The organism is Streptomyces sp. CB02400, from assembly GCF_001905725.1.
In the GTDB taxonomy this organism is placed as follows: Bacteria; Actinomycetota; Actinomycetes; order Streptomycetales; family Streptomycetaceae; genus Streptomyces; species Streptomyces atrovirens.
The window spans coordinates 268,502-288,459 of the sequence record NZ_LIWB01000001.1; the positions used below are offsets into that span (position 1 = coordinate 268,502).

Sequence of the window (19,958 nt, forward strand, 5' to 3'; positions counted from 1 at the left end):
GCCGTACAGGCGATGTCAGTCCGGACAGGCATAGTGCCGCACATGTTCGACGGACTTCACGACATCGACTGGTCCTCCATGGGGCATGCCTACGGCACCGCCGAGGAGATACCGGCCCTGCTGACGGCCCTCCGCTCCCCGGACACCGACGAACGGGCCAAGGCCCTCGACCGGTACTACGGCGCTGTCCACCACCAGGGAGACGTGTACGAGGCCACAACGGCCAGTCTGCCGTTCCTCCTGGAGCTGGCGGGCGACGACACCACCCCCGACCGGGCGGAGGTCGTCCGGCTCCTCGTGAGCATCGCCGGCACGAGCGTCGAGCGCTGCGACAACGAGTACGTCGGCGATGCCGACTACGCCGGTGCGGCCGCGGCGCTGCGCGCGCGAGCGGAGGCCTTCGTCGAGTGGGCGTCGGACGACGACCTCCGCGTGCGCCGGGCCGCCGTTCCGGCGCTGGGACTGCTCATCGAGGACGCCCGGTGGGCCATGGCCGTACTGCGGGAACGGCTTGCGTCCGAATCCGGCGTCGTCGAGCGGCTGCTGGTCCTGGACGCGGCGGCCGAACTGGTGCTGCGCCGGCCGGAGGCGAAGGACGAGGCGACGGAGTGGTTCGCCACGCTGGCCGCCGACGAGGAGGCCGGTTCCGTGACCCGGCTCGCGGCCGTCGTCCAACGGGCCCGCTGCGCCCCCCAGGACATCGACGACGAGGTCGTCCCGACCGCCATCGCGCTGTTGCGCGAGTCGGCGGGCGAGGCGGTGCCGGAGGAGACATGGGCGGACCCGTCCCGGCCGGAAACCCCCACCGCCCCGACGGACGGTGTGCCCCCGCAGGTCGTCGCGGCTTTCGAGGATCTCGACCGTCAAGGGCGCGTCCACGCGCCGACCACGGGGCTCCTGCGCGCCTTCCACGACGCGCTGGCGGGCCGGGTGCCCGAGCGCACGGCCCTGATCGAGGAGCAGCTGCGCGGTCCGGAACTCGGCTCCCGCCTGGACGCGATCCGCATGAGCGCCGACCTGATGAAGGGGTGGCGCGGCGACCACACGCGGCTGATCCTGCTGGTCGCCGAGCAGTTGGACGCACCTCACCCGGACGTCGTCGCCGAGGCGGCCGCCGTTCTCGACGCCTGTCATGTGATCGCCGAACCTGCCCGCGAGGCTCTGGCCGCGCTCGTCGACTCCCAGCGCGCGGCGCACGGTCCGGACGTGTGGACCACCGAACGGCGCAGGCTCCGCAGAGCCCACCAGGAGGCGGTCCGGGCACTCACGAGACTCGGCGACCTCCGGGCCGTGCCCAGTCTGCTGGTGGCCCTCGACAGCGGAGTCGACGCCTGGCGGGCGGTGGAAGTCGCCGGCGCCGTTCCGCAGGGCGCGGACCGGCTCGTGCCGCGGTTGTGTGAGCTCTTGCGCGGCATCGATCCGCGGCAGGAGTGGGTCGACATGAGCGCCGGTGCGCTGGTGACCGCCTTGGTCCGGCTCGGCGACCCGGCGGCCGTCCCCACCCTCGTCGACACGTTGGCCCGAGCCACGCGGCACGGACAGGGGAGTGCCATCGCCCGTCCCGTCCTCAAGGCACTCGGCACGTTCGGTACCACGGCGGCATCCGCCCTGGAGGCGATCCGTCCGCTGACCGGTTCCTCCGACGGCCAGGTCAGGACGGCGGCTGTCGCCGCGCTGTGGGAGATCGGCCGGGACCCCGGGGAGGTGCTGCCCCTGCTGCGCGAACTCCTCGCCGACGACGTGTGGTACTCGGCCACCGGAGCCGCCGACGTGCTGGGCCGGATCGGCCGGCCCGCCGCACCGGCCCTCCCCCGACTCCGGGAACTGCTCGACCACGACTACGAGTGGGTGCGCGTCCATTGTGCCGCCGCGATCTGGGACATCCACGGCGAGACGGAGTCGGACACGGTGCTCGAGGTGTTGCTCGGGGCTTGGCGGCAGAACCAGGCGACGGCCGGTTTCGTGGTGGCCTGCCTGGACCGGATGGGACGTGCGGCGAGACCCGCTCTGTCGTCACTCCGCTCGGAACTGGAGCGTCCGGCTCGCGACTGGCTCCTGGGCATCGAGAAGGACGAACAGCTCCAGAGGGCCGTCCGGGCCCTGCTGGCCCGGCTCACCTGAGCGACGGCGCACCGCGGATCCGATGGCCCGATGGGCCCGTTGAGGGGACGTGACGGCCGAATGCCGTGTGCCGCCTTCGCGTCCTGTGGGTCGGCGAACGGTCCTCACGCAGTCATTGTCCGCCTTGTGATTATTTGTGCCACGCTCGTGTCGCCGACCGCGGTTGCGAAGCCGAACCGGTCGGCGGCGGTGGCATTCCGCGCAAGGACGACCCCGGCATCACCACCGCCGGTCTCGCCTGGTTCGTCATACGCAGCCTGGGCTGTGACGTCGAGGCGTGAACACTGGAGGCCGGAATGCTCCCGCTTTCGGAATGGGTGCATGCCTCCTGACGGTGCGGCGAGGGACCGTGCCCTACGGCGCGGTGCGGACGGAGTCGCGCGGAAAGCATTGACGGCTCGTCAGCCGGGTCCTAGTTTCCGACCGACTTCCCGAACCTTGTTCGTCATATCGAACGATGATGGGGTTGTCGAGCAGGTCACGCCCGTTCCGTTCTCGCACCCGCCCCACACCTGGAGAGTCGATGAGCGCACGCCCCCACAGCCAGGCCATGCCGTCCCGCAGACTGTTCCTCGGTGCCGCCGCGGCCACGACGGCGGCCCTGGCCACCGATCTGTCCCTGGGCACCCGGTCCGCCCATGCCGCCGACTCCGCCTACGTCATGGGCTACTTCACCGAGTCACCGAACGGCCTCGGCACCGACTACGGCCTCCACCTGGCCGTCAGCACGGACTCCCTCAACTGGACGCCGCTGAACCAGAACAACCCCGTCGTCACCCCCACCGCCGGGGCCGGCGGGCTGCGCGACCCGTTCATCATGCGGAAGCGGGACGGCGGCTTCGTCGTCCTCGCCACCGACCTCAAGGGCACCGACTGGGGCTACAACAGCCAGACCATCCACGTGTGGGACTCCACCGACCTGCGCACCTTCACCAACTACCGCCGTCCCCACCTGCACGACATGGTCACCCACAGCTGGGCCCCCGAAGCCTTCTGGGACGCGAGCCGCGGCCAGTACGCGATCATCTACTCGTCGGTGAACAACAGCGGTCACAGCGTCCTGATGGTCAACTACACCAGCGACTTCACGACCGTCTCCGCACCTCAGGTGTTCTTCGACCCCGGCTACGACATCATCGACGGCGACATGGCCGTCGGCGTGAACGGCGTCAACTACCTCTACTTCAAGAGCAGCAGCACCGGCGGCCTGGTCGGCGCCCGCTCCACCACGCTGAATCCGGGCAGCTTCACGCCGTTCAGCACGTCGGTCGCCCACGGCGGCACCGAGGCGCCGACGCTCGTGAAGTCCCTGACCTCGAACACCTGGTACCTGTGGGGCGACACCTACACCCCCAACGGCGTCTTCTACGCCTGGCGGACCACCGACCTCGCCGTCGGCACCTGGACCCCGGTCGACCAGAAGCTCTACACCCACCCGGTCAACGCCAAGCACTGCACCATCGCCCCCATCACCGCCGCCGAGTACACCAACCTGCTGGCCCGCTGGGGCGCCCCCGCCTGGAACCGGCTCAAGTCCTACAACTACCCGGCCCGTTACGTGCGCCACGCCGACTACCTGGCACGGATCGACACCTATCCCTTCGACCCGTACACCGATTCGCAGTGGAAGCTGGTCCCCGGGCTGGCCGACTCCTCCGGAATCTCCTTCCAGTCGGTCAACTACCCCACCCGCCACCTGCGGCACTACGACTACGCGCTCCGCCTCGACGCCAACGACGGCACCACCGCCTTCGCCCAGGACGCCACCTTCCACCGCGTCGCCGGCCTCGCCGACGCCTCCTGGTCCTCCTTCCGCTCCCACAATCACCCCACCCGTTACATCCGGCACTCCGACTACGCCCTGCGCGTCGACCCGATCACCACCGCCACGGACCGCGCCGACGCCACCTTCTCGGTGGGCCACTGATCGCACGGCGAGCGGCGCGTGCGTCACGTGACCGTCCCCGCCGTCAAGCGGGTCGTCGTCCGTACGAGGGACGCGGTGAAGGGGTGGGCCGGGGTGGTCAGGACCACCTCGGCCGGGCCCTGTTCGACGAGTTCGCCGGCGTCCAGTACGGCGATGCGGTGGGCCAGGGCGGCCGTGTCCAGGTCGTGGGTGATCAGGACCAGGGACAGGTCGTCGCGGCCTCGGACCAGCGTGGTGAGCACGTCGAGGATGCCCCGGCGGGTGACCGTGTCGAGGCCGGAGGTGATCTCGTCGCAGACCAGGACACGGGGGCGGGCGAGCAGGGCGCGGGCGAGGGCGGCGCGCTGGAGTTCGCCGCCGGAGAGCCGGCCGGGGTGCCGGTGGGCCAGCTCCTCCGGGAGTCCGAGGCCGGCCAGGGTGGTCAGCGCCTCCCGGGTCGCGGTGTCCGGGTCGGTGCCGCGCAGACGGACCGCGGTGCGGGCGACCTGGTGCACGACGGGGCGGTGCTCGTCGAAGGCGGCGTGCGCGTCCTGGAAGACGTACTGCACGGCCGCGAGTTGGGTGCGGCTGCGGTCGCGCAGGCTTCGCGGCAGCGGTGTGCCGTCCAGGAGGATCTCGCCGTCGTGGTCCCGGTGGAGGCCGGCGACGCAGCGGGCCAGGGTGGTCTTGCCGCTGCCGGACCGGCCGACGACGGCGAGCGACCGGCCCGGGTACAGGTCGAGTGCGGGGGCACGCAGGACGACTGCCGTGCCGCGGGCACCGTCACGGTGCCGGGCGGTCAGCCCGCGCACCCGCAGGACGGGCTGCCCGGTGCGGGCGGTGCGGCCGTCCGGGTCCCGCGACTCCGTATGCCGGTTGAGCGGCCCACGTGCCCGCACCCCCGGCCGCCCGGTCGGCTCGTCCGGGTCCGGTACCTCTGTACGTGCGTGGGGCAGCCTGTGTATGCGCGGTCCTGGTTGCCCGGTCGGCTCGTCCGGGTCCGGGTCCGGCGACTCCGTACGTGTACCGAGCGGCCCGCGTGCCGACGCTCCCGGCCGACTGGCCGACTCGTCCGGGTCCGGCGACTCCACCTGCCCGCCGAACAGTTCGCGAGTCCATTCGTGCCGGGGCGAGGACCGGACCCGTTGGGCCGGGCCCGACTCGACGACCCGGCCCGCCCGCAGGACCACCACCTCGTCGGCGAGTGCGCTCACCACGTCCAGGTCGTGGCTGAGCAGCACCACCGCGATGCCGCGGGCCGCGACGGCCCTGAACCGCTCGACGATACGGCCCTTGGTCAGGGCGTCCTGGCCCGTGGTGGGCTCGTCGGCCACGATGACACGCGCCCCGAGCAGCAACGCCTGGGCGAGGACGACGCGTTGTTGCTGGCCGCCGGAGAGCTGGTGCGGATAGCGCCGTGACAGGGTCTCGGCGTCAGGCAGTTGTGCCTCGGCCAACGCCCGCAGGACACGTTCGCGGGCCGCCGCCCGGCGTTGCCGCACCGGCAGGTGACGCACCCGGGCGCGGGCGATGTCGGTCAGCAGCGCGGAGACCCGGCGGGCGGGGTTGAGCGCCGCCGCCGGATGCTGGGGTACGTAGCCGACGAGGCCGCCGGCCTCCACCCGTACGTCGCCGGTGACCAGGGCGTCCGCCGGGTACTCGCCGAGCAGGGCGAGGCCGGTGGTGGTCTTGCCGCTGCCGGACGCGCCGATCAGCGCCGTGACCCTGCCGGGCAGCACCCGCAGGCTCACCCCGTCGACGATCGCCCGGCCGTCGACGACGACGCGCAGGTCGCGGATCTCGGCCACGGGACCCACGCCGGTGTCCACGTCGGCATGCACGCCGATGCCCACGCCGACATCCCCGCTGGTGCCCTTCTCGTACTCGTGCTTCACGGGCGTGCTTCCTTCTCTGTCCGGCGCGGGCCCCGGCGCCCGCCCTTGTCCAGCGCGGCGTCGAAGAGGAGGTTCGTCCCCGTCGTCAGCGCGACGATCAGCATGGCGGGGACGACCACGGCCCACGGCTGGACGAACAGGCCGGTGCGGTTGCGGTCGACCATGACCGCCCAGTCGGCGGCGTCGGGAGCCACGCCGACACCGAGGAACGCGGCCGTGGCGACCAGGTAGAGCACGCCGGTCAGCCGGGTGCCGGCGTCGGCGGCCAGGGTGCGCAGCATGGAGCGGCCGACATAGCCGACGGCCATCCGCCACCACGTCTCGCCCTGCATGCGCAGCGCCTCGACCGCGGGCCGGGCGGCGGCCTCGGCGGCGGCGGCGCGCACCAGCCGGGCCGCGTCGGGCACGTTGGCCAGGGCGACCAGCAGGGCGAGACCGACGGCGCCCGGTGAGAACACCGTGGCGGCCAGCAGGATCAGCAGCAGCGACGGCACGGCGAGCAGCACGTCCAGGGGCCGCATCAGCAGCTCCTCCAGCCAGCGGAGCCGGGTGAGCGCACTGAGCAGACCGACCGGGAGGGCGACCAGGTAGGCCAGGGCGGTCGCGGCGAGCGCGGTCAGCACCACCGGCCGGCCCCCGTGCAGCACCTGCCGCCAGACGTCGCGCCCCACGAAGTCGGTGCCGAGCCAGTGGCCCTCGCCCAGCGTGAAGGACGCGGCCCGCGCCCCCGGTTCACCCGCGAACACCGGCCCGAGCAGGGCGAGTACGAGCGGTACGGCGACGATGGTGAGGCCGAGCGCGAAGCGGCCCGTACGCGGACTCCTCACGCGGCCGCCCCCGCCCGGGGTGCGAGCCGGTGGGCGATCAGGTCGGCGCCCAGGTTCAGTACGACGGTCAGGACGCCGAACACCACCGCCAGCCCCTGGACGACGGGCACGTCGCGTTCGGCGACGGCGCCCAGCAGAACCGTGCCGAGTCCGGGGATCACGTACAGGGCCTCCACGACGATGACCCCGCACAGCAGCCAGTCGATGGTGCGGGCGAGTTGCTGAGCGGCGGGAGCCAGGGCGTTGGGCAGCGCGTGGGTGTACCGGACGCGGGCGCCGGACACGCCGTAGCGGCGGGCCTGCGCCACGTACGGGGAGGCGAGCGCGTCGATCATGCCCGCGCGCACCAGCCGCACCAGCGAGCACACGGGCCGCGACAGCAGCACCAGTACGGGCAGGACCAGTGCGGCCGGGTGGGCGAGCAGGTCGGTGCCGTAGCCGACGGCGGTCGGCGGCAGCCAGCCGAGCCGCAGGGCGAACACGGTCACCAGCAGCACACCGAGGGCGAACTCGGGGACGGCGTACACGGCGAGCGTCACGGAGCTGATCAGCCGGTCCACCGGCCGGCCCGCGTGACGGGCGGCCAGCACCCCGAGCCCGAACCCGGCCGGTACGAGCAGTGCCACGGTGAGCGCGGCCAGCAGCAGGGTGGGGCCGAAGCCGTCGGCGAGGTACTGGCGCACCGGACGGCCGGAGACCAGGGAGGTGCCGAGGTCGCCGTGGAGCAGTCCCGCCGCCCAGTCGGCCAGCCGCTCCCAGGCCGGCCGGTCGAGCTCCATCGCCTCCCGGATGGCCGCGATGCGGGCCGGGTCGGGCTGGTCCCCGGCGAGGGAGACCGCGGCGTCGCCCGGCAGCGCCTCGGTGAGCGCGAAGACCAGCAGCACCACGGCCACGGTCTGCACGCCGCCGAGGAGCAGCCGCCGGGCGACGAAGGAGCGCAGTCCGCTCACGCGAGCCACACCGTGTCGAAGCGGGCCCAGTCGAGGGTGTTGGCGGGCGCCTTCGTGTCGACCCCCTTGACGTTGCGGGCCGTTCCGATGATCCAGTCGGCGAACCCCCAGATGAGGAAGCCGCCCTCGCCGTACAGGCGGCGCTGCATGCGCTCGTACACGGCGGCGCGTTCCGTCTTGTCGCGGGTGGACTGGGCCTGCTGGTACAGCGCGTCGAAGTCCTTGTGCCGCCACTTGGTGGCGTTGGTGGTGGAGTCGGTGAGCAGCCGCTGGGAGATGTGCGCCTCGATGGGCATGGCGCCGGAGCGGTAGCAGCACAGGGCGCCGTTGTCGAGGATGTCGCTCCAGTAGGAGTCCTTGCTGCCCATCCGCACCTCGACGGTGACCCCGGCCTTCTTCGCCTGGTCGCGGAAGATGCTGGCGGCCTCGGTGAACCCGGCGGCGACGGCGGAGGTGTCCAGGGTCACCTTCAGGCCCTCGGCGCCGGCCTGCTTCAGCAGCGCGCGGGCCTTGTCGAGGTCCTGCTCGCGCTGGGGCAGACCGTCGGCGTAGTACTCGTAGCCCTTGCCGAACAGGTCGTTGCCGACCTCGCCCGCGCCGGACAGCGCGCCGTCGACGAGTTCCCGGCGGTCGGCGATGAGGAAGAACGCCTGGCGCACCCGCTCGTCGTCGAAGGGCGGCCGGTCGGTCTTCATGCAGAACGCCTGCATCGCGCTGCCCCGCAGCCGCACGATCTCGATCTGCCCCTTGTCCTCGTGGGCGCGGGCGGTGGTGGGGTTGAGCTCGTGGGCGTACTCGATCTGCCCGCCGAGCAGCGCGTTGACCCGGGCCGACTCCTCGTTCGCCACGACGAACTCGATCTCGTCGAGGTGCGGGGCGCCCTCCCAGTAGTCGTCGTAACGGCGGAAGACCGCCGAGCGGCCGGGCGCGAACGACACGAAGCGGAACGGGCCGGAACCGACCGGCTCCTTGTCGAACCCGGTGGCGTTCTCGGGCACGATGTACGCGCCGAACGCGGCCAGCACGTTGGGGAACTCGGCCGTGGGCCGCTTGAGCACGAACTCGATGGAGCGTTCGCCGGTGGCGCGGCTGGCGTCGAGGTCGATGGGCTCCAGGGACGCCTTGGCGCGGAACGCCTGCTTTGGGTCGGCGATACGGCGGTAGCTGTGGAGGACGTCCCGCGCGGTGACCGGGCTGCCGTCGTGGAAGGTGGCCTCGCGCAGGGTGACCTGCCAGCGGTCCAGCGCCTTGTTCGGCTCCCACTTCTCGGCGAGGCGGGGCTGTGCGGACAGGTCGGCGCCGTAGTCGGCGAGCTTGTCGAACAGGGCCTTGGCGCGGGCGACGTCGGCGAACAGGTTGGCGAGGTGCGGGTCGAGGGTCTCGCTCGCGCCGCCGCCCGCGAACGCGGCGCGCAGCCGGCCGCCCTTCTTCGGCGAGCCGTCGCCCGCACCGTCGTCGGAGTCGGAACCGCCGCCGCATCCGGCCAGGGTGAGCGCGCCGAGCCCGGTCGCGGCGAGGAAGCCGCGGCGGCGCAGGGCCGGGAAGGGGAGAGAGCGGGTCGAATCGTCGTGCATGTGAGGTCCCTCAGTGTGTAGTCGTGCTGGTGAGACGGGCCACCACGTGCAGCCGGTCGGCGTCGGTGGTACGGCCGGGGAGCAGACCCTCCTGCCAGGGCGGCTCGGTGCGCGGGCCCGGTCCGTCGTGGAGTTCCAGGACCTCGTAGCCGTGCGTGGCCAGCAGGTGGCGCAGTTCCTGCGGGAACAGCAGCCGCCACGCGGACCGCTGCTCGACGGGTGCCGACCCGTCGTCCGCGGTCCATACGCGCCTGCGGCGCAGCAGTTGGTCCGTACGGTCCACCGTGAGGGTGGTGACGGACCGGTGGACGGTGCCCCGCCAGGTGAACTCGTCGGCCTTGGGCGTGTCGAGCAGGTCGGTGCGGCCGAGGAAGTACGCGCCGTTGCGCATCTCCGCGACGAGCAGGCCGCCCGGTGCCAGGGCGCGGCGGCAGGAGGACAGGAAGCCGTCGAGCTGGTCGTTGGTGTGGCAGTACAGCAGGGCGCTGTCCAGGCACACCACGGCGTCGAACTCCCCGCGCCCCAGGTCGAATCCGTACAGGTCGGCACGGACGTACTCGGGTCCGGGATGGTGCTCGCGGGCGTGCGCGAGCATCGCCTCGGAGAGGTCCGCGCCCGTCACCGCACGGCCGGTGCCGTACAGCCACGCGGCGTCGCGTCCGGTGCCGCAGCCCATGTCCAGCACCCGCTTCCCCGCCCCGTGCCGGCGCAGGCAGTCCTCCGCCCAGCGTCCGGCCAGCCGGCCGGGGTCGGGGAAACGGGCCTCGTAGAGCGTGGGGTTGTCGGTGAGCAGGTTGTCCGTCATGCCGGGGTCCTTCCTCGGGCGGGCGCGGGTACGGCGGGCTGTTCCGGCGGCGCGGGCAGCGATCCCAGCCGGCGCAGCCGTACGACGCCGAGCGCGGACGCGAGCCCGGCCAGCGCGCAGCACGCCCACGGCAGCCACGCGGCGTCACCGTCCCGCCCGGTGTCCATGGCCCAGCCCACGAGGGCGTTGCCGATCGCGGCGGCGACGCCCGAGACGACGTAGAAGATGCCGAAGTAGGTGCCGGTCAGTCCAGGGCGGCCGAAGGCGGGGACCATGTCCATCACGAACGGCTGGGCGACCATCACCCCGAGGTACAGCAGCAGGGCGCCCGCCAGCACGGGCAGCACCCGCAGCACCGCGTCGGCCACGCCGTCCGGACCGCCGGACACGCCCGTGACCAGGGCGGGCGGCAGGAAGGCCGAGGCCATGAGACCCAGCCCCACCGCGACCCAACGGGCCCGGTCCCCGCGCCGCTTGAGCGCGCGGGTCAGCCGCAACTGGAGCAGGAGGTTGGCGACGGCGCCGACGACGAAGACGAGACCGGCGGCCCCGTCCCAGCCGGTGGCCCGCCGTGCCCCGTCGGGCAGCAGCAGGTAAAGCTGGCTCTCCAGGGTGAACAGGCCGGCCATGGCGAGCGCGAACGCCAGGAAGGCGCGGTTGCCGAGCACCTCCCGCCAGTCGGCGAGCACCCCGCCCCCGCTCGGCTCGACCCGCCGGGCGGGCAGCACCAGGGCCTGCGCGACGGTCAGGACCGCGAAGATCCCGGCGGCGGTCAGCGCCGACGTACGGAAGTCCACGAGCAGCAGCGCGCTGCCCAGCAGCGGCCCGATCAGCGCGCCGGTGGTGGCGAACACGTTGAACAGGGCGAACGCCTCGGCCCTGCGCTCCTCGGCCTCCTGCGCGAGGTAGGCACGGACGGCGGGGTTGAACAGCGCCCCCGCGAACCCGCTGAGGACGGACGCGGCGAGCAGGACGGCCAGGTGGTCGCCGAGCGCGAACAGCGCGAAGCCCGCGGTGCGCAGGGCGCAGCCGGCGATGATGACGCCCCGCGCGCCGAGCCGGTCGGAGGCGGAGCCGCCGATGACGAACAGGCCCTGCTGGCTGAGGTTCCTGACCCCGAGGACGACGCCGACGACGGCGGCCGACAGGCCCAGGTTCTCGGTGAGGTGCGTGGCGAGGTAGGGGATGAGGAGGTAGAAGCCGATGTTGACGCCGAGCTGGTTGACCAGCAGGAGCTGAACGGCGAGCGGGAAACGACGTATCTCATGCCAGGTCCGCACGGCGCCCCTCCAGGTCCGTGCGGCGTTCGTCCAGGTTCGCGCGGCGTCCGTCTGGGTCCGTGCGGCGCCTCTCCCGGTCCGTGCGGCGCCCGTCTGGGTCCGCGCGGCGCCCCTCCAGGTTCGTACGGCGTCCGTCCGGGTCCGTGTGGCGCCTCTCCCGGGCCGTGCGGCTCTCGTCCGGGGCCGCACGGCGCCCTTCCCGTGGCTCGACGCCCAGGCCGGGCAGGTCGCTCGTCCTTACCCGGCCGTCCTCGCCGCCGATGCCGGTCCACGGGTCGTGTGCGAGGAGCAGGTGTCCGTCCAGGTCGGCCCAGCGGGCCCGGTCGGCGAGGTGTACGGCCGGTGCGAGCCCGAGGCTGCTGGCGGTCAGGCAGCCCAGCATCAGCTCCGTGCCGCTGCCGTCGACCAACTCGGCGATGCGCAGGGCCGCGTGCACCCCGCCGCACTTGGCGAGCTTGACGTTGACGCCGTGGACGCGCCCGGCCAGCCGGCGTACGTCCTCCAGGTCCACCGCGTCCTCGTCGGCGACGACCGGCAGCGGTGAGCGTTCGGCCAGCGCCGCCAGGGCCTCCGGGTCACCGGGGGCGAGGGGCTGTTCGACGGCCTCGACGCCGAGTGCGGCGAACCGGGGCAGCAACGCCTCCGCCTGTCCCGTGGTCCAGGCGCCGTTGGGGTCGAGCAGCAGCCGCGCGCCCGGCGCGGCGTCCCGTACGGCCCGTACGCGCTCGACGTCCTCCTCGGGATCGGCCGCCCCCGCCTTGACCTTGAGCACCTCGAAGCCGCTCGCCACGAGGGAGCGGGCCTGCGCCGCCGCGTGCGCGGGGGACGTGATGCCGAGGGTGCGGGCGGTGGCCGCGACCGGGGTGTCCGCGGCGCCAAGGAGTCGGTGGACGGGCCTGCCCGCACGCTTGCCGACGAGGTCCAGCAGGGCCGCGTCGACGGCGGCGGTCACGGCCGGGGGAGTGCTCCCGGCGGCCAACTCCCGTATTCGCAGGGCCTCCAGGGCGGTCTCCGGGTCGGGAAAGCGGACCAGGTCCGCGCCCACGGCGGTGAAGTGACGTCCGAGACCCTCGGCGTCGAGCCGGTAGTAGACGCTGCTGACGGCCTCGCCGTGACCGGTCACGCCCTCGTGCTCGACGCTCAGCCACACGGCGTCACGGGCGGACATCGTCGAGCGGGATATCCGCAGCGGCTCGGTGAGTTCGAGACGCACGGTGCGCAGGCCGGTCCTCACCGGTTCTCCTCCGGACGTGCGAGCGGGTCGGTGACGCGGGTGCACCGCGCCCAGCCGGCGGCCTCGGCCGCGTACGGGTGCGGGATCTCCACGGGACGGGTGACCGCCGCGTCCGGGTCGACGCCGTGGGCGGTGGTGAAGTCGTCGTCGTAGACGGTGGAGAGGTAGCGGTGCGGCCCGTCGGGGAAGACGGTGGCGACGACCGCGCCGGGGTGGACACGGGCCGCCCACGCGGCGACGCGGGCGACCGCGCCGGTGCTCCAGCCGCCGCTGACGAAGCTGCCCCGCGCCAGACGGCGACAGCTGTCCACGGCCTCGGCGGGGCCCACCCAGTGCACCTCGTCGAAGGCGTCGTAGGCGACGTTGCGCGGATGGATGCTGCTGCCCAGGCCGCGCATCAGCCGGGGCCGGGCGGGCTGGCCGAAGATGGTGGAGCCGGTGGAGTCCACGCCGATCAGCCGCAGCGCGGGCCAGTGCCGGCGCAGCGGCCCGATGATGCCGGCGCTGTGCCCGCCCGTACCCACACTGCACACCAGGACGTCCAGGTGGTCCAGTTGCGCGGCGAGTTCGGCGGCCAGCGAGGCGTAACCGGCCGTGTTGTCCGGGTTGTTGTACTGGTCGGGCCAGTAGGCGTCGGGCAGTACGGTGAGCAGTTCGCGCAGCCGGGCGAGGCGCGCGGCCTGCCAGCCGCCCTGGGGCGCTGGCCGGTCCACGATCTCCAGCCGTACCCCGTACGAGCGCAGCAACTGCCGCATGCTCGGCTCTAATTCACTGTCGCCGACCAGTACGACGGGATGTCCGAGGGCCTGTCCGGCGAAGGCGAGCCCGATGCCGAGGGTGCCGGAGGTGGACTCCACCACCGGTGCGCCGGGCCGCAGTTCACCGCGTTCACGGGCGCCCATCAGCATCGAGACGGCGGCCCGCGCCTTCATCCCGCCCGCGGCGAGCCCTTCGAGCTTGGCCCAGAAGCCGGGGTGCGGTCCGGGCAGGCCGGCGGTGATGCGGGCAAGAGGGGTGCGGCCGAGCAGGGACAGCAGTTCCGGGCGGGCGGCGGACCGTACGGCGGCGGTGGTCACCGGGTGCCTCCCGGACGGCCGGCGCGGTAGCGGTGGATGGTGCCGGGACCGCCGTCCAGCCAGAAGAAGGGGTACGGCTCCGCGCACACCGCGCTCACCCCGTGCCCCAGGAAGCGGGGGAGCACGGCGCTGCCGGTCTGGGCGAACATCACCAACTGCTTGTCCTGCCGCAGCGCGTGCTCCCGCAGTGCGTCGAAGGTCCCGTTGCCCAGTGTCATCCCGGACACGAGCAGCGCGTCGCACCGGCCGGCCGCGCCGAGGGCGTCGGTGACGACCGGCTCGCCCCACTCGGTGACCCCGCCCTTGAGGTCGCACGGGACATAGCCAAGTCCTCGCGAACGCAGCGCCTCCAGCAGGGAGTTGACCACGCCGACCACGAGCACCGTCGCCCCGGGCGGCAGCACGAGCAGCCCGGCGACGGCCTCGGCCCGGACCCGGGACTTCTCCAGCGACGTCCCGGCCGGCAGGGCGACGGGCCGCGCCCCGTTCTCCGGAGCGTGCGGGGTGACGTGCATCAGGTACGCGTCGAGCGCGGCGACCCGCACCGGCGGCATCGGATGCTCCAACAGGCGGGCCACGTCCGCGCCGACGCAGTCCTCCACCGCGCCGTCGGGCAGCGTGCCGGGCTCGACCGCGCAACTGCCGACGGCCTCGGCGAGGCGCAGGCTGAGCACCTCGTTGCGGTAACCGGTGCCGCGTCCCTCGTGCCGTACGGCCTGCCGGGTGGTGAAGGCCACGGAGATCCGCAGCCCGGCCGGATCCGGACCGAGTTCACCGGCGCGGGCGAGCGCCAGGAGTTCGTCGTACGTCGTCGCCGCGCGGGCGGACGCCGGGGCGGTGGGGCTCATCGGATCACCAGCCCGGACCGCACCTCGTCGAGCAGGGCCTCGACCCGGGCGCGGGCGCCGGTGCCGGCCGGGTCCCCCGCCATCACGTGCCCCAGGTACTCGTTGTTGCTGCCCGCCGCCTTCACCTGCCGCCCCGGCTCGGCGAGCTGCACCTCGAGCACGTCCGGCGCGGTCCGCACCCGACTGCCGTCCAGCGCTTCGAGCGTGCCCGTGGCCCCCGGCACGAGGAAGCCGATGGCGGCACTGCGCAGCCCGGTGTCCGTCCGCCGCAGATCGGGCGCGCGGCCCAGGGACACGTCCACGAAGGCCGCGGCGAGGTCGAGGCCGGTGACATGCCGTATCAGCTCGGTGATGCGGTTCCCGGCGGGCCGCGGGTTGACCTCGACCACGCGTGGCCCGGCGGAGGTCAGCTTGATCTCGGTGTGCGCCACCACGCCGTCCGTCAGCCCGAGCGCCTTGAGCGCGCCGAGCGCGGTCTGCTCGGCCGCCTCGGCGTCCGCGGACGACAGGGCGGCGGGGAACATGTGGCCGGTCTCGATGAACGCGGGTGCCCCGCCGACGCTCTTGTCGGTCACGCCGACGACATGGACCGCGCCCGCGTGCGACACGGTCTCGACGCTCACCTCCGGACCGTCCAGGAGCTCTTCGAGCAGTACGACGGGTGCCCGCCGCTGCCCGCGCGCGTTCACCGGGAACTCGCCCAGTGCCTTCACGGCGGCGGCGAGTTGCTCCTCGTCGTCCACCCGCCGTACGTACATGCCGGCGCACAGGTCGACGGGCTTGACCACCAGCGGGTAGCCGATCTCCCGTGCCGAACGGGCGAGTCCGGCCCACTCCTCGTGCACCGCGAACCGCGGACCGGGCACCCCGGCGTCGGCCAGGACCCGGCGGGTGGCGTCCTTGCGGCAGGCGTTCCCGACCGCCTCGGGAGCCGGTCCGGGCAGCCCGAGCCGGGCGGCCGTCCGCGCCACCACCGGCAGGTAGTAGTCACACGACGTGATCACCCCGTCGAAGCCCAACACGGAGTGCAGTCGCTCCACTTGAGGCAGCAGGGTCTCGGTGTCGTTGGTGTCCGCGGTGATCACGTTGCGCGCCCCGAGCAGCGGGTGCGCGGTGCCCTCGGGTGCCGAGCGCAGGTAGTGGTGCAGGTCGCGGGTGAGGAACGTGAACTCGTGCCCGCCCTCCCGGATCGCGCGTGGCAGCAGCCTGCTCATCGATCCGACCCAGCTCTCGACCACCAGCAGATGAGCCACGGCTCCCCTTTTCGTGTCGTCGCCTACGGCGCGGCCCTGGCGTCAGGACCGCGACCGACGACACGATATCGGTAATCATTTTCATTGTCAGGTACTGTGAGGACCCCGATACGGAAGGACCTCGCGATGAGTCGGACCGCGCCCGCCGGTTACACCGTGCGCCCCGCGACGCCCGCGGACACCGACGGTGCCCGCGCCGTCATGCTCGACACGTTCTACAAGGAGTTCGGATACGGCTACGTGCCCCGCTGGCACCGGGACGTGACGGACCTCAAGGGCACCTACCTCGACGACCCCCGGCACGTCCTGCTCGTGGCGGTCCACGACGGCGAGGTGGTCGCCACCACCGGTGTGCACTCGACGGGCCCGGCCCACCCGCCCCACCCCCGCTGGCTGGCCGAACGCTACCCGTCCGGCACCACCGCCCAACTGGCCCGCGTCTACGTCCGCCCGGAGCACCGGCGCCGGGGCCTCGCCCGCACCCTGGTCGACGCGGCCTGCGACTTCGTCGCGAACACCCCCGGTTACGACTCCCTCTACCTGCACACCAACACGCGGGTGGAGGGCGCGGAGGCCTTCTGGCGCAGCATGGCCAAGGAGATCTTCGACGCCCGCACCACCGGCGAACACGGCCCGGGGGTGGCCACGGTCCACTTCGAGATCCCGTTCTGACCGGCGGCGATCTCCCTCGGGGAATCCGGATCACGTCCTCGGTGCACGTACCGGCCCTGTATGCCGATGGGGGGAACCGGTGACACCGGTTCCCCCCATCGGCATCCGCGACCGCGACTACTTCGTCGCCCCCTGCGCGAACCCGTTGTAGATGTAGCGCTGCAGGAACAGGAAGACCACCAGGGTCGGGACGATCACCATGACCGCTCCGGCCGAGATGTTCTCCCAGTGGGCGCCGAACGGGCCCTTGAAGCGGAACAGGGCCGTGGACATGGTGCCGAGTTCCTCCGAGGGCATGTAGAGGAACGGGATGTAGAAGTCGTTGTACGTGGTGATGCCCTTGATGATGACCACGGTCGCGATCGCCGGCTTCAGCAGCGGAAAGATGATCTTCCGGTAGATGGTGAAGGCGTTGGCGCCGTCGAGCCGGGCCGCCTCGTCCAGTGACGTGGGAATGCCCCGGATGAACTGCAGGAAGATGTAGATCGACACGATGTCGGTGCCCATGTAGAGCAGGATCGGCGCCCAGCGGGTGTCGAACAGGCCGAAGCTGTTGACGACCTGGAAGGTCGCGACCTGGGTGGTGACACCGGGCACCAGGGTGGCGATCAGGAACAGGGCCATGATCAGCTTCTTGAAGCGGAAGTCGAAGCGGTCGATGGCGTACGCCGTCATGGAGCCGATGACCACGGTGCCCGTGATGGAGAACAGCAGGATGAAGGCCGTGTTGCCGAAGGCGGTCAGCAGGTGGCCGTCGTTGAAGGCCGTGGCGTAGTTGGCGAAGTTGGACCAGTCGTCCGGCAGGGCCAGCGCCCCCTGGCCGTCCTGGATCTCTCCGTAGGACTTCAGCGAGGTCAGGAAGACCACGGCGAGCGGGAGCAGCACCACGAGCGAGGCCACGACCAGCGACAGATAGGTCAGCGTGGTGGCGACGCGGGGCCGCCGGCGCGAGCGGCCCTGAGCAGGGGCGGTGAGGGTCATACGAGGTCAACCTTCTCGTCGGGCACGAGGCGGCGCTGGATCCAGGTGATCAGCAGGATGATCGCCAGCAGCACCACGGCGCAGGCCGAGGCCAGTCCGGTCTTGTTGAACTGGAAGGCGAACTTGACCGTCTGGATGACGAAGGTCGAGGTCCCGGTCGCGCCGTCGGTCATGATGTACGGGATCTCGAACACGGACAGTGAGCCGGAGATCGCCAGGATGACGCTGAGGCTCAGCACCGGCCGGATGCTCGGCGCGATGATGTGCTTGAACTGCTTCCAGCGGCTGGCGCCGTCGAGCTGGGCGGCCTCGTAGAGCTCGCCGGGGATCGACTGGATCGCGCCGAGGAACAGGACGAAGTTCAGGCCGGTGAAGCGCCACACCGACACCCCGGCGAGCGAGGTGTTGGCCGACTCCGGACTGCCCAGCCAGGCGTGGTCGGTGTCCGCCCCGAACCAGGACAGCACCGAGTCGAGGGTGCCGCCGTCCTGGAAGAAGTAGAGGAAGACGAAGCCGATCGCCACCCCGTTGATCAGGTACGGGAAGAACAGGATCCCCTTGAACAGGTTCCGGAAGCGCAGGTCGAAGCTGAGCACCGTGGCGAAGTACAGGGCGATCACGATCTGGACCACCGAGGCGGCCAGATAGTAGAAGCTCACCGTGAAGACCCGGAACATCTCCGGCCGGGTGAACACCTCGGTGTAGTTGTCGGCACCGATGAAGTTCCGCTCGGGGCTGACACCGTCCCAGTCGGTGAAGCTGTAGTACAGCATGTTGCCCACGGGCACGTACGTGAACGTGACCAGCAGGGCCAGCGGAGCCAGCAGGAACAGCCAGGGGGTGAGCCGGCGCAGCGGCTGCTGCCGCCAGGTGCCCCGGCCCGGGCCGCGGTGCCGGGAACGGCGGCCGGAGGGCCGGTCCCGCTTGGCGACCGGAGCGGGCGGTGATGCTGTGGAAACGGTTCGGGTCATTGGGGGCGAAGGCCTTTCGTCATCCGCTGGACGCTGGTGCGCCGGGTCCCGGCCGGGGAGGCCGGGGGGCGGCCGGGCTGGCCGGGCTGGCCCGGGGGCGGCCGGGACCCGGCCGCCCCCGGGAAGGCCGGGTCCGGTCGGAGAGGCCGAGGGCCGGCCGGGACCCGGTGTGCGCCGGGTCAGGAACCGGCGGTCTTCCTGGCCTCGGACCAGCGCTCGTTCAGCTCGTCGAAGTAACCCTGGAGCGAGCCGTCCTGGGCGCCGCGGGCGATGTCGATGAGCTTGCGGCGGTAGTCCTGCTTGCCGAGACCGATCTCGGCGGCGTCGTCGATCGCGTTGACCTGGACCGTCTGCTTCTCGGAACGCTCCACCATCTTGACATCGTTGTCGACGTATTCCTCGAGGTTCTCCGGCAGGGGCTCCTTCAGGAGCGCGGAAACCACGCCGTCCTTCGCCGAGTAGCCGGACTTCTCGGTGAACCAGTCGATCCAGGCCCGGGCCGCGGCCTTGTTGTCCGAGTGGATGTTGACGGCCTGCTGGTAGTCGGAGACCAGGGTGGCGCAGAACTGGCCGTTCTGCTGGAACGGGGCCGGCATGAAGCCGATGTCGTCGGGGTTCTCACCGGCCTTCTCGGCGGCGTCCCGCATCTGGGCGATCGCCCAGTTGCCGAGCATCATGCTGCCGATCTCGCCCTTGGCCAGGAGGGTCTTGGAGCTCTCCCAGTTGGTGGTGCTCGGGTCCTTCTCGGAGAGCTTCTGGTGGACGATGTCGTGGAGGAGGGTGTCCAGGGCGTTGAGATCGGTGCCCTCGCCCCAGGGCTCGTCCGTCGCGGCGAGCTTGTCGGAGGCCTGGGTGTCGCAGCTCACCGAGCCGACGCTGTTGGTCCACTGGCCGGCGAGCGGCCAGCCGTCCTTGAAGTTGGTGTAGTACGGCGTGGCGCCGGTCTTGTCCTTGACCGCCTTCAGATCGTCGAGGAACTGCTCCGGGGTGGTCGGCCACTCGGTGATGCCGGCCTTCTTCCACAGCGCCTTGTTGTAGACGAAACCGTTGGCCGTGCCGTAGGCGGCGATGCCGTAGACCTTGCCGTCGACATCGGTCTTGTCGGTGAAGCGGTAGGTGTCCTTCATCGATCCGGCGTTGCCCAGCGGCGCGAAGAAGTCGGGGTAGTCGCCCTTGGAGATCGCCGAGGGGATCAGCAGGACGTCACCGTAGTTCTTCGTGTTCATACGGATCTTGACCTCCCCCTCGTAGTCGGTGATGCCCTCGAACTCGACCTTCACCTCGGGGTAGGTCTTGTTGAACTCCGCGGCGTACTTCTCCATGGTTTTGTCCTGCACCAGGTCGGTGCGGTTGGTCAGGACCGTGATGTCGCCCGAAACGCTGCCCGGGTCGAGTGGTGCGACGGCCGTCTCGTTCGGGTCGGCACTTCCGCTCGCTCCGCTGCATCCTGCAACGGTCAGCATCGTGGCGGCCAGCAGTGCGGCGCTCAGCGCTTTCTTCCCCATGGGCCCAACTCCTCCATTGGATTGCGGCTCGGGCTGCGGTGGTGGCGACTATGTCAGCCG

The 19,958-nt window shown here is 71.9% G+C and carries 15 protein-coding genes and 1 pseudogene; 3 read left to right on the top strand and 13 right to left on the bottom strand.

Features of this window, described 5'->3' with window-relative positions:
* The first annotated feature begins 42 nt into the window (after positions 1-42).
* Positions 43-2,121: a HEAT repeat domain-containing protein gene (locus tag AMK33_RS01095; protein ID WP_073930761.1), complete on the top strand. Its 2,079-nt coding sequence runs from the start codon at positions 43-45 to the stop codon at positions 2,119-2,121.
* A gap of 523 nt (positions 2,122-2,644) precedes the next feature.
* The gene (locus AMK33_RS01100; RefSeq protein WP_073930762.1) at positions 2,645-4,048 is read left to right on the top strand and encodes a glycoside hydrolase family 43 protein; all 1,404 of its coding nucleotides are present in this window, start codon (positions 2,645-2,647) and stop codon (positions 4,046-4,048) included.
* Between the two features lie 23 nt (positions 4,049-4,071).
* Here the strand turns inward: AMK33_RS01100 and AMK33_RS43480 are convergent, their stop codons facing one another.
* The 10 genes and pseudogenes from AMK33_RS43480 to AMK33_RS01155 form a co-directional block, all read right to left on the bottom strand.
* A complete protein-coding gene (locus tag AMK33_RS43480) occupies positions 4,072-5,868 on the bottom strand; it encodes an ABC transporter ATP-binding protein (RefSeq protein WP_079194741.1) in 1,797 nt (598 codons plus the stop codon).
* Positions 5,869-5,918: 50 nt separating this feature from the next.
* The gene (locus tag AMK33_RS01115) at positions 5,919-6,749 is read right to left on the bottom strand and encodes an ABC transporter permease (protein ID WP_073930763.1); all 831 of its coding nucleotides are present in this window, start codon (positions 6,747-6,749) and stop codon (positions 5,919-5,921) included.
* Positions 6,746-7,699 (bottom strand): ABC transporter permease, encoded by a 954-nt coding sequence (locus AMK33_RS01120; protein WP_073930764.1) that lies wholly within the window; start codon positions 7,697-7,699, stop codon positions 6,746-6,748. The genes AMK33_RS01115 and AMK33_RS01120 overlap by 4 nt, the downstream gene beginning before the upstream one ends.
* The gene (locus AMK33_RS01125; RefSeq protein WP_073930765.1) at positions 7,696-9,273 is read right to left on the bottom strand and encodes an ABC transporter substrate-binding protein; all 1,578 of its coding nucleotides are present in this window, start codon (positions 9,271-9,273) and stop codon (positions 7,696-7,698) included. Before AMK33_RS01125 ends, AMK33_RS01120 begins: the two co-directional genes overlap by 4 nt.
* Before the next feature lie 10 nt (positions 9,274-9,283).
* Entirely contained in the window at positions 9,284-10,078 is a 795-nt protein-coding gene (locus tag AMK33_RS01130; RefSeq protein WP_073930766.1) for a class I SAM-dependent methyltransferase, read from the bottom strand.
* Positions 10,075-11,358 (bottom strand): MFS transporter, encoded by a 1,284-nt coding sequence (locus AMK33_RS01135; RefSeq protein WP_073930767.1) that lies wholly within the window; start codon positions 11,356-11,358, stop codon positions 10,075-10,077. The genes AMK33_RS01130 and AMK33_RS01135 overlap by 4 nt, the downstream gene beginning before the upstream one ends.
* A gap of 199 nt (positions 11,359-11,557) precedes the next feature.
* Positions 11,558-12,592 (bottom strand): annotated as a pseudogene (locus AMK33_RS01140) (dipeptide epimerase); the annotation flags it as partial.
* On the bottom strand, positions 12,589-13,668 hold the full coding sequence (locus AMK33_RS01145; RefSeq protein ID WP_073930768.1) for a PLP-dependent cysteine synthase family protein: 1,080 nt from the start codon (positions 13,666-13,668) through the stop codon (positions 12,589-12,591). The gene AMK33_RS01145 and the pseudogene AMK33_RS01140, both read right to left, overlap by 4 nt.
* Positions 13,665-14,516 (bottom strand): Rossmann-like domain-containing protein, encoded by an 852-nt coding sequence (locus AMK33_RS01150; protein ID WP_073930769.1) that lies wholly within the window; start codon positions 14,514-14,516, stop codon positions 13,665-13,667. Before AMK33_RS01150 ends, AMK33_RS01145 begins: the two co-directional genes overlap by 4 nt.
* The gene (locus tag AMK33_RS01155) at positions 14,513-15,769 is read right to left on the bottom strand and encodes an ATP-grasp domain-containing protein (protein ID WP_201262939.1); all 1,257 of its coding nucleotides are present in this window, start codon (positions 15,767-15,769) and stop codon (positions 14,513-14,515) included. The genes AMK33_RS01150 and AMK33_RS01155 overlap by 4 nt, the downstream gene beginning before the upstream one ends.
* A 126-nt stretch (positions 15,770-15,895) precedes the next feature.
* Between AMK33_RS01155 and AMK33_RS01160 the strand changes: the two genes are divergently transcribed.
* Positions 15,896-16,441, top strand: a complete 546-nt coding sequence (locus AMK33_RS01160; protein ID WP_073930770.1) for a GNAT family N-acetyltransferase — start codon at positions 15,896-15,898, stop codon at positions 16,439-16,441.
* Between the two features lie 117 nt (positions 16,442-16,558).
* On the opposite strand, the gene AMK33_RS01165 is transcribed toward AMK33_RS01160, so the two are convergent.
* From AMK33_RS01165 to AMK33_RS01175, 3 genes are all read right to left on the bottom strand, one after another.
* A complete protein-coding gene (locus AMK33_RS01165) occupies positions 16,559-17,422 on the bottom strand; it encodes a carbohydrate ABC transporter permease (protein ID WP_073930771.1) in 864 nt (287 codons plus the stop codon).
* A complete protein-coding gene (locus AMK33_RS01170) occupies positions 17,419-18,393 on the bottom strand; it encodes a carbohydrate ABC transporter permease (protein WP_073930772.1) in 975 nt (324 codons plus the stop codon). The genes AMK33_RS01165 and AMK33_RS01170 overlap by 4 nt, the downstream gene beginning before the upstream one ends.
* A 179-nt stretch (positions 18,394-18,572) precedes the next feature.
* On the bottom strand, positions 18,573-19,898 hold the full coding sequence (locus AMK33_RS01175) for an ABC transporter substrate-binding protein (RefSeq protein WP_073930773.1): 1,326 nt from the start codon (positions 19,896-19,898) through the stop codon (positions 18,573-18,575).
* Positions 19,899-19,958: the final 60 nt, after the last annotated feature.